13 protein-coding genes are annotated in these 14,717 nt (G+C 54.5%); 6 read left to right on the forward strand and 7 right to left on the reverse strand.

The features are described from left to right. Positions 1-74 precede the first annotated feature (74 nt). From GUC22_RS04375 to GUC22_RS04395, 5 genes are all read right to left on the reverse strand, one after another. Complete coding sequence (locus GUC22_RS04375; protein WP_024358568.1) at positions 75-659, reverse strand: helix-turn-helix transcriptional regulator; 585 nt, start codon at positions 657-659, stop codon at positions 75-77. Positions 660-663: 4 nt separating this feature from the next. Next, positions 664-1,365, reverse strand: a complete 702-nt coding sequence (locus GUC22_RS04380; RefSeq protein ID WP_004135026.1) for a flagellar brake protein — start codon at positions 1,363-1,365, stop codon at positions 664-666. A 388-nt stretch (positions 1,366-1,753) separates the two neighbouring features. Beyond that, positions 1,754-2,626: an aldo/keto reductase family oxidoreductase gene (locus GUC22_RS04385; protein ID WP_160183355.1), complete on the reverse strand. Its 873-nt coding sequence runs from the start codon at positions 2,624-2,626 to the stop codon at positions 1,754-1,756. Positions 2,627-2,742: 116 nt separating this feature from the next. After that, a complete protein-coding gene (locus tag GUC22_RS04390) occupies positions 2,743-3,972 on the reverse strand; it encodes an amino acid permease (RefSeq protein WP_024358565.1) in 1,230 nt (409 codons plus the stop codon). Between the two features lie 110 nt (positions 3,973-4,082). Then, the gene (locus tag GUC22_RS04395) at positions 4,083-4,571 is read right to left on the reverse strand and encodes a multidrug/biocide efflux PACE transporter (protein WP_024358564.1); all 489 of its coding nucleotides are present in this window, start codon (positions 4,569-4,571) and stop codon (positions 4,083-4,085) included. Between the two features lie 96 nt (positions 4,572-4,667). Between GUC22_RS04395 and GUC22_RS04400 the strand changes: the two genes are divergently transcribed. From GUC22_RS04400 to GUC22_RS04410, 3 genes are all read left to right on the forward strand, one after another. Continuing rightward, a complete protein-coding gene (locus GUC22_RS04400) occupies positions 4,668-5,540 on the forward strand; it encodes a LysR family transcriptional regulator (RefSeq protein ID WP_160183356.1) in 873 nt (290 codons plus the stop codon). Positions 5,541-5,670: 130 nt separating this feature from the next. After that, positions 5,671-6,846: an acetyl-CoA C-acetyltransferase gene (locus GUC22_RS04405; protein ID WP_004124670.1), complete on the forward strand. Its 1,176-nt coding sequence runs from the start codon at positions 5,671-5,673 to the stop codon at positions 6,844-6,846. A 244-nt stretch (positions 6,847-7,090) separates the two neighbouring features. Continuing rightward, positions 7,091-7,786, forward strand: a complete 696-nt coding sequence (locus GUC22_RS04410) for a porin (protein WP_049085595.1) — start codon at positions 7,091-7,093, stop codon at positions 7,784-7,786. Positions 7,787-8,017: 231 nt separating this feature from the next. On the opposite strand, the gene GUC22_RS04415 is transcribed toward GUC22_RS04410, so the two are convergent. Further along, positions 8,018-9,193 carry an oligogalacturonate lyase family protein gene (locus GUC22_RS04415; protein ID WP_024358562.1) on the reverse strand — a complete coding sequence of 392 codons (1,176 nt, stop codon included), beginning with the start codon at positions 9,191-9,193 and terminating at the stop codon, positions 8,018-8,020. A 542-nt stretch (positions 9,194-9,735) separates the two neighbouring features. Here GUC22_RS04415 and kduD point away from each other — a divergent pair. Both kduD and GUC22_RS04425 read left to right on the forward strand, forming a co-directional pair. Continuing rightward, positions 9,736-10,497: a 2-dehydro-3-deoxy-D-gluconate 5-dehydrogenase KduD gene (gene kduD / locus GUC22_RS04420; RefSeq protein ID WP_004124661.1), complete on the forward strand. Its 762-nt coding sequence runs from the start codon at positions 9,736-9,738 to the stop codon at positions 10,495-10,497. Positions 10,498-10,808: 311 nt separating this feature from the next. Then, positions 10,809-12,227 (forward strand): sugar porter family MFS transporter, encoded by a 1,419-nt coding sequence (locus tag GUC22_RS04425; protein ID WP_004132105.1) that lies wholly within the window; start codon positions 10,809-10,811, stop codon positions 12,225-12,227. On the opposite strand, the gene GUC22_RS04430 is transcribed toward GUC22_RS04425, so the two are convergent. Next, entirely contained in the window at positions 12,228-13,223 is a 996-nt protein-coding gene (locus GUC22_RS04430) for a LacI family DNA-binding transcriptional regulator (RefSeq protein ID WP_004132104.1), read from the reverse strand. 240 nt (positions 13,224-13,463) lie between these two features. Here GUC22_RS04430 and GUC22_RS04435 point away from each other — a divergent pair, with 240 nt between their 5' ends. Continuing rightward, positions 13,464-14,705, forward strand: coding sequence for an MFS transporter (locus GUC22_RS04435; RefSeq protein ID WP_004124655.1), 1,242 nt, complete (start codon positions 13,464-13,466; stop codon positions 14,703-14,705). Positions 14,706-14,717 lie beyond the last annotated feature (12 nt).

A 14,717-nucleotide genomic window follows, 5' to 3' on the forward strand; every position in this document is an offset into this window, starting at 1 on the left:
CGATGGGAATGATTATTAATGGCTTGTTGCCAATAAATTATCGGCTTTGATTGGTCACCCACATATTTTTAGTTTTAACACTGATACATATTGACTATGCTTTTGTTCATTATCCGCGAACTATTCATTCCTAGTTTTTTCATAATATGTACCTTATGGCTGTGGACCGTTTTATGATCGATGTCGAGAAGCACTGCAATCCTTTTATTGTTGTTGCAGGCAATTATTAACTCCAGCACCTGAAGCTCCCTGGCGGTTAGCTTTCTGCGGGTGCACAGACCCTGGCAGCCCTCGGCGGTTAAGGGCCTGCTGAGGATGGCTGAATACGCTGACAAAGAGGATTTTTCTGTGAGAATCAATAGGTTTTCCAGATCAAGCAGTTCCCGGAACAGGCTGGAAAGCTCGCTTTTGACTATCAGAACCAGCATGGCGCAATGCGCGAGGCGATTGCGCAAAGTGTTCAGTAAGGCAACCGTTGTGGCCGCTGAGATATCTTTATGGATGATATTGATAATAACGGTCGCTGTCGGGGGAGCGCAGACTCCTTTCACTATATCCTGAAAGTTCAGGGTCGTGATGTCCGTGGCGTGATCGATCAAGTAATCATGAACTGATTGTCCGATGATATTATCATCAGTGTAAAGCAATATACTGTCCAATGGTTCAGACTCTCTTTTTTCTCTTGGCTTCCATAATCAAGTCGAGCAGCACTTTCTCTATTCTCTTCTTGTTATCAAGATGACGAAATTTAAACTGGCAGGAAATTTGGTAGTAGCTATCCGACTCCTCGTTATCATCTAACGTCACCATGACAACGTTTTTTATAACTAAATCTACGGTCACTTCGCCATATTCAGCGAGGGCCAGAATGGCGTTCTTAAGGATGGCGTTATGGCTGAGGAATTTCAGATTGGGGCTCTTGGTCATCAGAGCACAACCGCCATCCGAAATGTCTTTGATTTCGAATAGATAGTTTTCTCCATTTTTATGTCGACCGTGACAGAAGAATTCGTGCTCGTGGCGCAAACGGAATCGGGGATCGCGCCGACGTTGTACCACCTGGATACATTCCGGCAAGGTAAAAGCGACCTTGCGGCATTTTCCTTCGCCGCCGGCGTAGCTTTTCTTTAGCGTGGAGCAAAACTCGATTTTTCCTGAATCGCTATGCAGAATAAATTTAACTTTATGCCCGGTGGGGATTTTGCTGGTAGTTAAGATATGAAACTCGGCAAAATCCACCCGCGCTAGCTGGGTTATAGTGCTTTTGTTATTAACAAAAACTTCTATCTCCGCCTGCTTTCGGAGCTCTTCCCTGAAAATAGCAATGATTTCATACTTACTGGTCTTTATCGTTCCCTCTGTCATGTGCAATCCTTGTAAATTGTTATTGTGTGTGGTTGATTTTTTATATAGCAATGCAAACATTCTGATTGTGTTAACCAGATGTTTTTATGAGCGTTTGATGTTGTTAGCTATCTTTGCAGCTAAATTGATTTGTATAATCTTTGAATGAGATATTGTTTTTCCTGTAATCAAGACTCCGAAAATTTTGGCGAGACAAAAACGACAGAAGCCTCCAATTAGGAGGCCAGTCGGAAAAGTATAAAGCTATGCTTTGCATAGGGTTATCCGCAAGAGAATAAAGCAGATAACGCCTAATTTGTAGGATGTATAGTGCCAGCGGCGTTAAGGTAATTCCAGGCAAATATTGAGATGAAGGCTTCTGCGAATATCCATCCGCAGAAGCCTGAAATCAGGCGTGGGGCTGGAGATTATCGAGGGTGGCCAGCGCTTCAGGCGGAAGCGTTAATTGCGCGGCGGCGAGATTTTCATGCAGATGCGCTAGCGAAGAGGTGCCCGGAATGAGCAGGATATTCGGCGAGCGCTGAAGCAACCATGCCAGCGCCACCTGCATCGGGGTCGCGTCCAGCGAAGCGGCGACATCGTTAAGCTCCCGGGCCTGTAGCGGCGTAAAGCCGCCGAGCGGGAAAAAGGGCACCCAGGCGATATGCTGCGCCGCCAGCTCGTCGATAAGCGGGTCATCCTGACGGTTCGCCACGTTGTATTGGTTCTGAACGCAGACGATGGGCGTCATTTTTTGCGCATCGCTCACCTGTCTGGCGGTAACGTTGCTCAGCCCGATATGGCGAATCAACCCGCGCTCTTTAAGCTCCAGCAGGGTGGATAAAGGCTCCTCCAGCGACCCTTCTGCCGGGCCGTGAGTGCCGAGCATACTGCGTAGATTCACCACCTCGAGCACGTCAAGGCCCAGATTGCGCAGATTATCTTCCACCGCCTGAGTGAGCTCCGCGGGAGACATCGCGGGGAGCCAGTTGCCTTTTTCATCGCGGCGAGCGCTGACTTTGGTCACGATGCACAGATTGTCGGCATAGGGATGCAGCGCCTGGCGAATGAGCTGATTCGTGACGTACGGGCCATAAAAATCGGAGGTATCGATATGATTGACGCCCGACTCGACCGCTTCCTGCAGGACGCGGATAGCGGTTTGCGGATCTTTTGGCGGGCCGAAGACGCCGGGCCCCGCAAGCTGCATCGCCCCGTATCCCAGACGATAAACCTGACGATCGCCTAACGTTGCGGTACCGGATAATTTTACGCTGGACATATAAACCCCTGCTCTAATGGTATGCAAGGGATCAGTGTATGTCCGTCAGGGAGATTGGGGGGATGAGAATGTTGGCAGAACGTGCGGCGAGCAAGACACTCGCCGCAGAGAAAGGATCAGCTAAAAAACATCACCGATACGCAGAGCAAACCGACAACCAGGGTAATGAAGTTACCCACCGAGCGGTAGGGCTTCAGCGTCGGAATAAGGTACGTGGAGAGGGTCGGCATGATGAACAGGATCATCGCAATAAGCGGGCCGCTAATGGCGTAAATCATTGAAATGGCATTGGGATTGATAAAGCACACCACGAAGGTCAGCGTCGATACCAGCAGGATCGACATCGCCCGGTTGAACGCGCGGCTTTTACGAATACCCGCCTGGGCGAGCGAAGTTTTGACGATTTCGCTGGCCCCTTCAATCACGCCAAAATAGGTACCGAGGAACGATTTTGACATCGCCACCACCGCTACAATAATTCCGGTGACCGCCAGCCACGCCGGCGACCCTGGCATCATCGACAGGGCGGAAAGAATGGTGACCCCCTGATTGCGCGCGGTTTCGATATAGCCCGCCGGTATCGACAGCAGGCAGCTGAAGACGAAAAACAGCACGCTGGCGCAGATGAGGGTGTAGGCCACCTTCATGATTTTTTTGCATTTACCCATGGCCTGCTCGCCGTATTTTTCCTGCTGATCGATAGCAAAAGTCGAGATGATCGGCGTATGGCTAAAGGCGAAAACCATCACGGGAATGGAGATCCAGATTTGGTGGAACGTGTGCGGGGTCAGCTGCATCTGGCTGGTCAGGTAAGCCGGCTGCCAGCTACCCATTAAATAGATGGAGAGGAACAGGAAACAGGCGATCAGCGGGAAGACTAAAAATCCCATCACCTTGATGGTGACGTGGCGGCCCATTAAAAAGATCAGATTCAGCACCAGCACGACGGCCAGGCTGAGCAGCGCCCGTACCTGCGAGGTGATGGGGACATGCCGGGATAGCTGCTCCGCGAGCGAGTTAGTAATGGCGACCGCGTAGATCAGCACGACCACGAAAAAGGCGAGGAAATAGAGACCGGTAATCAGGCTGCCGATCTTTTTACCGTAGTAGTGGTTAACGGCGCCGGTAATCCCCTCGCCCGGGGCGATGTTGGCGGAGAGAATAAACTGGCTCAGTGCTTTATGCGGCCAGTAGGTCAACGGCCAGGCGACCAGCGCGGTGATGAAAAGAACAATGGCGCCCGCGGATCCCAGTTGGATCGGCAAGAATAACGTGCCAGCGCCTACAGCAGTGCCATATAAGGCGAAACTCCAGAGAGTTTCTTCTTTAGACCAAATTTTAGACATTATGCGACTTTATCAACCAGAAAACGAACAAAAAGGAGTGCAATTTATCACATTTATGAATGGGCTGCGGCGATAGTTTCTGGCTAATAAGTGAAGCGGCGGGGCGCCCGTCAATCAATCGGGCGATCCGTGCAGGATGAGCGGCGGGTGGCGATTCGCTGCTGGCGAACCTTCATCGCGCGCTCGCGCAGCGTATCCCAGGCCCAGTTGAAGGCCATGGTGTAGGGCAGGAAGAACAGCATAAAGCCGATTTCCAGCATAAACGCCTGCATCAGCGAGACGCCCAGCACCAGCGCGACCATGGTGACGCCAATAAGAATAAAGCCTGACTCAAAGCCGATCGCGTGCAGCGCGCGGACCCGCAGGTTGCGGACGACACGGGAAACCGGCCACAGGCGGTCAAACAGGGCGTTATAGATAATGTTCCAGACCATCGCCAGCGTCGCGAGCAGGATACTGAGCCCGCCCATTTCGACCACCGAACGCTGCATTAGCCATGCGGCGGTCGGGGCGAGGATCAGCGTCGCCAGACCTTCAAAGCTGATAGCGTGAATGATCCGTTCCGTCAGCGTTTTGCGCTGGGCGTTGACTTGTTGCATGGCTTGTTGCCTCCGGACTTTATAAGAAATTACCCGGCATTTTATGGATAAATATGATAAACAAAAGATAGTATCCATCGATAAAGTAGATAGTTCATGCGCTATTCTCCCGAAGCTTTAACCGCTTTTATCGAATCCGTGGCCTGCGGTTCGTTCTCTGGCGCGGCGCGGCGGCTGCGTAAAAGCCAGTCCACCATCAGCACCGCAATCGCCAACCTGGAAGCCGATCTTGGCGTGACGCTGTTCGATCGCACCTCCAGGCAACCGACGCTGACGCCGCAGGGCGAACAGGTGTTGAGCTATGTGAAGGCGATTCTGGCGGCCAGCGACAGGCTGGATGAACTGGCCATTTCGCTGTCTGGCAACACCGAAGCGCGCCTGACCTTTGTGCTCTCCGATACGCTGCATCCCGATGTGCTAGAAGATCTGCTGGCGCAGTTCGATCGCCGTTTTCCGCATACCGAATTTGAGTGCCTGATTGGCGAAGATGACGACGTTATCGACCTGCTGCAAAAGGAGCGGGCGCAGGTAGGGCTGATTGAGGCCAGGGAGAGCTACCCGACAGAAATAGGCAGCATCCGCCTGCCGATGCAAACCGAAATGGCTATTTTCGTGGCGCCCCGGCACCCGCTGGCGGCTCAGGGTAGAGTCACCCGTGACGAGCTGTTCAGCTGGCGCGAACTGCGCCTGAGCACCTATCTGGACAATTCGGCTGAACCGGCGCGCGGCCTGGTCTGGTCAGCGCCAAACTATCTGCTGCTGTTCAGCATGGCGGCTCAGGGGCTGGGATGGTGTATTTTGCCCAGCGCGCTGGTGGAGGAGTTTGCCGGCAGCGGAAGCCTGGTGGCGCTGGATATTGCCGGCTGGCCGCGGACGATCTCTACCGATTTGCTGTGGAATAAAAAAGCGCCGCCGGGCGAAGCCGGAAGCTGGCTGCGTCAGCATCTGCAGGGGCATGGGCGCAAATAGGGGCCATTTTTGCCATCGCCGACGATCTTTGTGATTCCCCTCACTTTTTTTAAACAATTGCGAAATTTTTTGATAACAATTCACTACTATGATGCTGTTTCTTTGCGCAGAGGCGGAGCAGAGGTAGAGGATGAAAGATGTCGTAATCGTCGGCGCGTTGCGAACGCCAATCGGCTGTTTTCAGGGCACGCTATCGCGTCATTCTGCGGTGGAGTTGGGCAGCGTGGTGGTAAAGGCGTTAGTGGAGCGCAGCGGCGTCGATCCGCAGAGTATTGATGAGGTGATCCTCGGCCAGGTTCTGACGGCAGGAACCGGACAGAATCCGGCGCGTCAGTCGGCGATACGCGGCGGGCTGCCTAATACCGTTTCTGCCATTACCATCAACGACGTCTGCGGTTCCGGGCTGAAAGCGCTGCACCTGGCGACTCAGGCGATTCAGTGCGGCGAAGCGGACGTGGTGATCGCCGGAGGGCAGGAGAATATGAGCCGCGCCCCGCATGTGCTGACCGATAGCCGGACCGGCGCGCAGCTGGGCAATAGCCAGCTTATCGACAGCCTGGTCCACGATGGCCTGTGGGATGCGTTTAATGACTACCATATGGGCGTGACGGCGGAGAACCTGGCGCGCGAGTACGGTATTAGCCGTGAATTGCAGGACGCGTGGGCGCTTAGCTCGCAGCACAAAGCGCGGCGGGCGATTGACTCCGGCCGTTTTCGCGATGAAATCGTTCCGGTGACCAGCGAACTCAACGGTATTCCGCGGCTGGTGGATACCGATGAGCAGCCGCGCGTCGACCCCAGCGCTGAAGCGCTGGCCAGCCTGCTGCCGACTTTTGACCAGCAGGGCTCGGTCACCGCGGGCAATGCCTCAAGCATTAACGATGGCGCGGCGGCGGTGATGATGATGAGCGAGACCAAAGCCGAGGCGCTGGGGCTGCCGATTCTGGCGCGGATCCGCGCCTTTGCCAGCGTGGGCGTCGATCCGGCGCTGATGGGCATCGCCCCGGTCCATGCTACCCGCCGCTGCCTTGAGCGCGCGGGCTGGAAGCTGGATGAAGTCGATCTTATCGAAGCCAACGAAGCCTTTGCCGCCCAGGCCATTTCGGTGGGTAGGGTGCTGGAATGGGACGAGCGGCGGGTGAACGTCAACGGCGGCGCCATTGCGCTGGGCCACCCGATCGGCGCTTCCGGCTGCCGGATCCTGGTTTCCCTGGTGCATGAGATGATCAAACGCGACGCCCGCAAAGGGCTGGCCACGCTGTGTATCGGCGGCGGCCAGGGCGTGGCGCTGGCGGTTGAACGTTAATAAGCCCTTTCTGATATCAGTTTAGTGAGCCTCCGCGCGGAGGCTTTTTTGTTTTTGTCGCCTGGCCTTTTTCCCTCACAAAATCCCTCCCTGGCGCGCTATTTTGTTGAGCGTTGTCACGTCTTTCTGTGCCACCTTTTTTGAAACAAATAATTACGATCGCGATCACTAAAACATTATTGCCTAAAAAATAAAATACGGTTTTATAAAAACGAAACGATATTTTAATTATGAGGGGTAATTTATGTTCGCAAGATCTCTGGCCCTTGCTGCACTCTGCGGCATGTCTTTCGCGGCTTCAGCTGTCACGGTAGATTTACGTCACGAATTCATCGATGGGGGGAAGTCGGACAAGAGCAACGCCGACCGCGTTTCCGTCTCCCATCGTTTTGATAACGGCTTTGGCTTCTCCGTTGAAGCGAAGTGGAAATCGGGTGGCGATAACGCCAGTCAGCCTTATTCGGATGTTGTCGGTAATGGTCATGAAGAGACCATTAGCTGGCGCTGGAAGGCGGATAAGAACTTCGCGGTAACGCCGGGATTTGTTATTGAAAGTAACGATAGCCGTTCAATCTATAAGCCTAATCTGCATGTGCAGTACAGTTTCGATAATGGTTTCTACGTTGCCGCCCGCTATCGTTATGAATACACGCGCTATCCGGCGAGTGCAGGAAAAGATGACGATAAGGTTAACCGTGGTGATGCCTGGGCCGGTTTTGTTTTAGGCGACTGGCGTACCGAGCTGAACTATGTTTATGCGCGTAGTTCGGAAGGGGTTAATCGTAACGACAATAAACCGTACTCGCAGGAGTACAACCTTAAGGTTGCCTATAAGCTGGATAAAAACTGGTCGCCGTACGGCGAGCTCGGCAACGTTGGCGTCAACGATCGCAGCGACCGCCAGACCCGTTTCCGCGTAGGTGTCGCCTACTCGTTCTAACTTAAAAAATATCCTCATCGTTTTCCCCCGGAGCGGTCAGCCGGGGTTTTCTGTTGGTATGAATCCCTCTTCCCGGAGGCGGCGCAATGCGCCTCTCCGGGCTACCCCCTATGCACGTCATGTAGCCCGGATAAGCGCAGCGCAATCCGGGGAAAACGGCGGGCACAAAAAAGCCCTCCAAAAGGAGGGCAAGGCCAGTTACAGAAACACTAACTCAAACAGTGGCTAACGCTATGCCTTCAGCATCTCAGGCTGTGACGGCAGCTTCGCGATATACACGGCAGGTTTACCGTCTTTATCGGAACTGAACAAAATGGCGCTATCGTCCGGCGTAAAGGACGGGTGCGGGTGGGTCACCTGGCGACTATTGGCTACCGTTGCCCAGGAGGTATCGTGACGCGCGACGCGGAAATAGGCCTGCTTCGCGACATCGAAAGCGTACAGATACGGGTCGTTATCAATGGTGTAGCCGCTGGTGTCTTTGACGTCCACCGGGGTACCGGAGCCATCGCCAACCAGCATCGTGCCGTCAAAGTTACTCATCAGATGCGAACAGGCCGGCATCTGCATCACCGCTTCATTGACGCCGGTATCGGGGTTGAAGCTATAGATAGTTCGCCCCTGCTGGCCCTTCAGATAAGAGACGTACACCAGCGCGGAGCCGTTCGGGACCCAGAATTCGTGGGTGCAGCTTTCGCCCTCAGCATGCGCTTTGACTTTACGCACGTTGCTGCCGTCTTCATTCACCATCCACATCCGCGCATCGACCAGGTCGTGCGGGCCTTCATGGCAGAAGGCGACGGTATTGTCATCGAACGGACGATAGATCGGGTGGCCCAGCCATTTTTTCTCTTCGTGGATCACGCGGCTTTCGCCGGTTTGCAGATCGACGCGCAGCAGGCGGCAGCGGGGGCCTTTGTGGAAGAAATCGTGGAAAATCTGCCAGTCGTTAAGCGGCGTCCAGTCGCTTTTGGCAATCTCGATGCCGACCAGCTTGGTGCAATCGCTGTTGGCCACCCAGGTGCCGTAGCCAACCCAGTCATCGGCGACGCGATACACTTCGCGCTCTTGCAGCGTCGTGAGGTTAACTTCCAGCAGCGTCCGGTCGTTCTTCACGTAATAAAGGGATTTATCATCCGGGGAAAGGAAACCGCCAAACGTGTTATCACCGGCGCCTTCCGTTAGCTGCACCGCCTCGGCTTTTGCGAGGTCCAGCAGATAATAGTTCCAGTTGCCGTCGAACTCGCCGGCAAACAGCAAATGGCTGCCATCGTTAAAAAAACACTTCTGATAGAAATAGTTACGATGACAGGTCACTTCCGGTGGGGTTAAACGGGTGATCTCCGCGCCGGTGTCCGGATCGCGGCTGACTTCATAATTCAGTTTAACCCGCATGCCTTTAGCCATGATGTACTCCTTTGCCTTCCTGAGATGCCGCTCGCCTGCGTTGACCGGCCAGTGGAAGTAGAATTAAAAGATAGGTGTTAATTTATCAAAACATCGTTTCATTATTTGTGATGGCGGACGCAATTCGCAACAACTTCTTGCGGCAGATCGCGTTTTTTGCGCGACGTGCGGCACGCATCCCGGCGGTCTTTGATTTCTTGTCGATTTTCTTCAATCTATGGTCTTTTTTTAAAGTTAACTATAACTGACTGTATTTTAATGAATTAAATCAATATTTCCGGATTAATCCTCCGGCGCTTCGTGATCTGTTTTGCATTTTTAACATTTATCAGTCTTAAAATTGAAACGATGTTTTAATAATAATTGAAAATGACTTTAGCCGGGGCTAAGATGTGCTCACAGTAAAACGGAACTCTGTTTTATTTTTAGAAGGGTCAATCCCTGAGAGTTCTTCAAACCATAAGGGTCTGCACAAGCAGCAGGCTGGACTATCAGAACCTTGCCTGTACCTACACAGGCTCTGAAAGATTAAGGAACCAAGTATGATTCTCGACGCATTCTCCCTGCAGGGCAAAGTGGCCGTGGTCAGCGGCTGTGATACGGGTCTGGGCCAGGGTATGGCGGTGGGCCTGGCGGAAGCCGGCTGCGATATCGTGGGTATCAATATTGTTGAACCGACGGAAACCATTGAGCGCGTCACGGCGCTGGGCCGCCGTTTTCTCAGCCTGACCGCCGATCTGCGCCAGATTGACGGCATTCCACAGCTGCTGGAGCGTGCGGTAGCGGAGTTCGGGCATATCGATATCCTGGTTAACAACGCCGGTCTGATCCGTCGCGAAGACGCGATTGAATTCAGCGAGAAAAACTGGGACGACGTGATGAACCTGAATATTAAGAGCGTGTTCTTTATGTCTCAGGCGGCGGCGAAGCACTTTATCGCTCAGGGTACCGGCGGCAAGATTATCAATATCGCCTCGATGCTCTCTTTCCAGGGCGGGATCCGCGTACCGTCCTACACGGCGTCTAAAAGCGCGGTGATGGGCGTGACCCGCCTGCTGGCGAACGAGTGGGCGAAGCACGGCATCAACGTCAACGCGCTGGCGCCGGGCTATATGGCGACCAACAATACCCAGCAGCTGCGCGCTGACGAACAGCGCAGCAGCGAGATCCTCGACCGTATTCCGGCGGGACGCTGGGGTCTGCCGAGCGACCTGATGGGGCCGGTAGTCTTCCTGGCCTCCAGCGCTTCTGACTACATCAATGGCTACACCGTGGCGGTGGATGGCGGCTGGCTGGCGCGCTAACGTTTTCCGCGTTATCAGCGCAAAATGGAACCCTGCTGCGGCAGGGTTTTTTTATAGCTCAATATCAATTGTCCATATGATGAAATTGAAATAGTCCATATGGTTTACTTGTTTCCTGACAGAGTATCTATGTTTAGCAAGGGCTGATGAAGTTGAAATGCTTATTTTCTGTTCTTTGGAAAGTTGAATGTCCATCACAAAACCATTGCCTGTAGCAACTTAATCCATATCTTTGGCTTGTCACGCCTGACACCTTGCGCCGCCGATCCCGTAGTTTCATCGTATCTCTTACTTCGTCTGGCGGGAAAAAAATGACCTCAATCAGTCACGACTCTACAACCATGCCGCGTACGCAGCGCGATACCCGGCGCATGAATCAGTTTGTCTCGGTTGCCGCCGCGGTGGCAGGATTGCTGTTTGGCCTTGATATCGGCGTAATTGCCGGGGCGCTGCCCTTTATTACCGATCATTTCGTTTTATCCAGCCGCCTGCAGGAGTGGGTGGTGAGCAGCATGATGCTGGGAGCCGCTATCGGCGCGTTATTTAACGGCTGGCTCTCTTTTCGCCTCGGGCGCAAATACAGCCTGATGGTGGGTGCAGTGCTGTTCGTGGCCGGTTCCGTGGGCTCCGCTTTTGCCGGCAGCGTCGAAATGCTGCTGGCGGCGAGGATCGTTCTCGGGGTCGCGGTGGGGATCGCCTCTTATACCGCGCCGCTGTATCTGTCGGAAATGGCGAGCGAAAACGTACGCGGCAAGATGATCAGCATGTATCAGCTGATGGTGACGTTGGGGATCGTGATGGCGTTTCTCTCCGATACCGCGTTCAGCTACAGTGGCAACTGGCGAGCGATGCTTGGCGTACTGGCGCTGCCGGCGCTGGTGCTGATTATTCTGGTGATCTTCCTGCCGAACAGCCCGCGCTGGCTGGCGGAAAAAGGGCGTCACGTGGAAGCGGAAGAGGTGCTGCGGATGCTGCGCGACACGTCCGAAAAAGCCCGCGACGAGCTGAATGAGATCCGTGAAAGCCTCAAGCTGAAGCAGGGCGGCTGGGCGCTGTTTAAGGTCAACCGCAACGTGCGGCGGGCGGTATTCCTTGGCATGCTGCTGCAGGCGATGCAGCAATTTACCGGGATGAATATCATCATGTACTACGCGCCGCGCATCTTCAAAATGGCCGGCTTCACCACTACCGAGCAGCAGATGGTGGCGACCCTGGTGGTCGGGTTAACCTTTATGTTCGCCACCTTTATCGCCGTCTTTACCGTCGATAAGGCCGGGCGTAAACCGGCGCTGAAAATCGGCTTTAGCGTGATGGCCATCGGCACGCTGGTGCTGGGCTACTGCCTGATGCAGTTTGATAACGGCACCGCCTCCAGCGGTCTCTCCTGGCTGTCGGTGGGGATGACCATGATGTGTATCGCCGGCTATGCGATGAGCGCCGCGCCGGTGGTGTGGATCCTGTGTTCGGAAATTCAGCCGCTGAAGTGCCGCGATTTCGGTATCACCTGCTCAACCACCACCAACTGGGTGTCGAACATGATTATCGGCGCGACCTTCCTGACGCTGCTGGACGCTATCGGCGCGGCGGGAACCTTCTGGCTATATACCGCGCTGAACGTCGCCTTTATCGGCGTGACTTTCTGGCTGATCCCGGAAACCAAAAACGTCACCCTTGAGCATATTGAACGCAAGCTGATGTCCGGCGAGAAGCTGCGCAATATCGGCAATTAACTATAAGGACTCGCGCGGCAGCCACGGGCTGGCAACCCGTACCGTCTCCCGGTGGCTGTCGCCGTTAATAATATGCAGGGCGCTCAGGCGCCCAATATCATAGTGCGGGAGCTGCACCGTTGAGAGCGGCGGAAAAAACAGATCGCCGATCCCCACCATATTGTCGTAACCCACCACCGCCACATCCTGCGGAATGCGCAGCCCCTGCGCCAGTAGCGTCTGATAGACCATAAACGCGATGCGGTCGTTGCCGCAAATCACCGAGTCGAATGGCAGCGTGGGTTGCTGAATATGCGCCAGCACGACAGCGGGAATATCGCGATAGTGCTCATCGCCATAGGCCATATAGCTATGGTCGAGCGTATCCGGGTCAATCCCCGCTTCCCGGCAGGCGCGTTCCAGCCCCTGACGGCGGCGGACGGTCGCCAGATGATTCGCTGGCAGATGCAGGCACAGCGGACGGCGGTAGCCCGCGGCTAGCAGGGCCTGCACCGCCGTATACTGACCCTGTTCGTCGTCCGGGATATAGCTGGCCACCGGATCGTGCAGGCTTTCGCAGTTGGCCAGCACGCAGGGGAGGGTTAACAGCTTGGCCGGAAGCGGCACCTGGCGCAGGCCCATCGTGGTATAAATAATCCCGTCCGGACGGTGGGAGAGCAGCAGGTCGACAATGGTTTCCGGGCTATCGTCAGAGAACATGTTGACCACGAAGCTGTTCCAGCCGTGCGCCCGCGCGGTCTCTTCGATGGAGAGCGTAATCTCCACCGAGAACGGTGTAGTGACAGTATCCAGCGCCAGCACCCCGATGGTGTTTGGCGTCGCGTGGGCGCCGCGAATTTTCTTCGCCGACAGGTCGGGGACGTAGTTAGTCTCTTCGATAGCCGCCTGGACCCGAGCCAGGGTTTCCGGCTTGAGTCTTTCCGGGCTGTTTAGCGCCCGGGAGACCGTCATCAGCGACACATTCGCCAGCTTTGCCACATCTTTCAGAGATGCCATATTAAGTGCTCCACCCCTGCCGTCGGCAACGGGTTTTACTAAGTTACTGATGTAAAAGGATCATACGATATTCTATCGTACACCCGGTGCCGATGCAGACGAGGAATATTTGATCGCGATCGCACTCTCGTTATGTTAACGTTAACTTTTGTGATTAACATCATGAATCTCAGCAAAACGACATGAGATTCGTTTTTTGTTAACGTTACCATATCAGCATTACTCCTACATGAGAATGTCATGATGAAAGCGCACCCCTCACAAAGCTATCCGTTACTCAGCGCGTTACTGTTTTTCTTTTTCGTGACCTGGTCCTCTTCAGGTTCGCTGCTCTCGATCTGGCTGCACCAGGAAGTGGGCCTTAAACCGGGGGATACCGGGATTATCTTCTCGGTGCTTTCCGTCTCGGCGCTTTTCGCGCAGGTGTGTTATGGCTTTATACAGGACAAACTCGGCCTGCGTAAAAATCTGCTCTGGTACATTACCGTTCTGCTGATCCTCTCCGGCCCGGCCTATATGCTGTTTGGCTATCTGCTCAAAATTAACGTCTTGCTCGGCAGCATCTTCGGCGGGATTTATATCGGACTGACCTTCAACGGCGGTATCGGCGTACTGGAGTCCTACACCGAGCGCGTCGCGCGCCAGAGCCAGTTTGAATTCGGCAAAGCGCGGATGTGGGGCTCGCTGGGCTGGGCGGTGGCGACATTCTTCGCCGGTTTGCTGTTCAATATTAACCCGCATTTAAACTTCGCGGTGGCCAGCTGCTCCGGACTGGTCTTTTTTATACTACTGGCGCGACTGCGGGTCTCTTCCGCGCCGCACGCCATGCAGGAGGCGGTATCGGGCGGTAAAGTGACGCTGGAGGATGCTCTGCGTCTGCTGACCCTGCCGCGCTTTTGGGCGCTGGTGTTCTTCGTCATCGGCACCTGTATCTACGGCGTTTACGATCAGCAGTTCCCGGTCTACTTCTCTTCCCAGTTCCCGACCTTACAGGAAGGCAACGAGATGTACGGCTACCTGAACTCGTTCCAGGTGTTCCTGGAAGCCGCCGGTATGTTCTGCGCGCCGTGGCTGGTTAACCGTATTGGCGCGAAAAACGGTCTGATCTTCGCCGGGATGGTGATGGCGATGCGGATGGTGGCGTCCGGGCTGGTGGAAGGGCCGCTGCTTATCTCCATTACTAAACTGCTGCACGCGGTCGAGCTGCCGGTGCTGCTGGTCTCCATCTTTAAATACAACAGCCTGAACTTCGACAAACGTCTCTCCTCAACGCTGTATCTGGTGGGCTTTGCCTGCACCAGCTCGGTTATCGCGACGGTGCTGTCGCCGCTGGCTGGCTATAGCTATGAGAAATACGGCTTCGCCCAGTCCTATCTGATTATGGGACTGCTGGTGTTCTGCACCACCTTTATCTCCATCTTCTTGTTGCGTTCCAGTAAGTCCTCTTCGGACCCGCTGATGCCGCAAACTTCCGCTATCTGAATCAAAAGAGTA

Origin of the sequence: Klebsiella sp. MPUS7 (assembly GCF_009905335.1) — a bacterium.
Taxonomy (GTDB): Bacteria; Pseudomonadota; Gammaproteobacteria; order Enterobacterales; family Enterobacteriaceae; genus Klebsiella; species Klebsiella grimontii.

Excerpts from the sequence above, each read along its gene's own strand:
- GUC22_RS04395 (WP_024358564.1), bottom strand. The coding sequence starts at position 4,571 with ATGCAACAAGTCAACGCCCAGCGCAAAACGCTGACGGAACGGATCATT.
- GUC22_RS04405 (WP_004124670.1), top strand. The coding sequence starts at position 5,671 with ATGAAAGATGTCGTAATCGTCGGCGCGTTGCGAACGCCAATCGGCTGT.
- GUC22_RS04380 (WP_004135026.1), bottom strand. The coding sequence starts at position 1,365 with ATGACAGAGGGAACGATAAAGACCAGTAAGTATGAAATCATTGCTATT.
- GUC22_RS04410 (WP_049085595.1), top strand. The coding sequence starts at position 7,091 with ATGTTCGCAAGATCTCTGGCCCTTGCTGCACTCTGCGGCATGTCTTTC.
- kduD (WP_004124661.1), top strand. The coding sequence starts at position 9,736 with ATGATTCTCGACGCATTCTCCCTGCAGGGCAAAGTGGCCGTGGTCAGC.
- GUC22_RS04400 (WP_160183356.1), top strand. The coding sequence starts at position 4,668 with ATGCGCTATTCTCCCGAAGCTTTAACCGCTTTTATCGAATCCGTGGCC.
- GUC22_RS04390 (WP_024358565.1), bottom strand. The coding sequence starts at position 3,972 with ATGTCTAAAATTTGGTCTAAAGAAGAAACTCTCTGGAGTTTCGCCTTA.
- GUC22_RS04430 (WP_004132104.1), bottom strand. The coding sequence starts at position 13,223 with ATGGCATCTCTGAAAGATGTGGCAAAGCTGGCGAATGTGTCGCTGATG.
- GUC22_RS04385 (WP_160183355.1), bottom strand. The coding sequence starts at position 2,626 with ATGTCCAGCGTAAAATTATCCGGTACCGCAACGTTAGGCGATCGTCAG.
- GUC22_RS04415 (WP_024358562.1), bottom strand. The coding sequence starts at position 9,193 with ATGGCTAAAGGCATGCGGGTTAAACTGAATTATGAAGTCAGCCGCGAT.
- GUC22_RS04435 (WP_004124655.1), top strand. The coding sequence starts at position 13,464 with ATGATGAAAGCGCACCCCTCACAAAGCTATCCGTTACTCAGCGCGTTA.
- GUC22_RS04425 (WP_004132105.1), top strand. The coding sequence starts at position 10,809 with ATGACCTCAATCAGTCACGACTCTACAACCATGCCGCGTACGCAGCGC.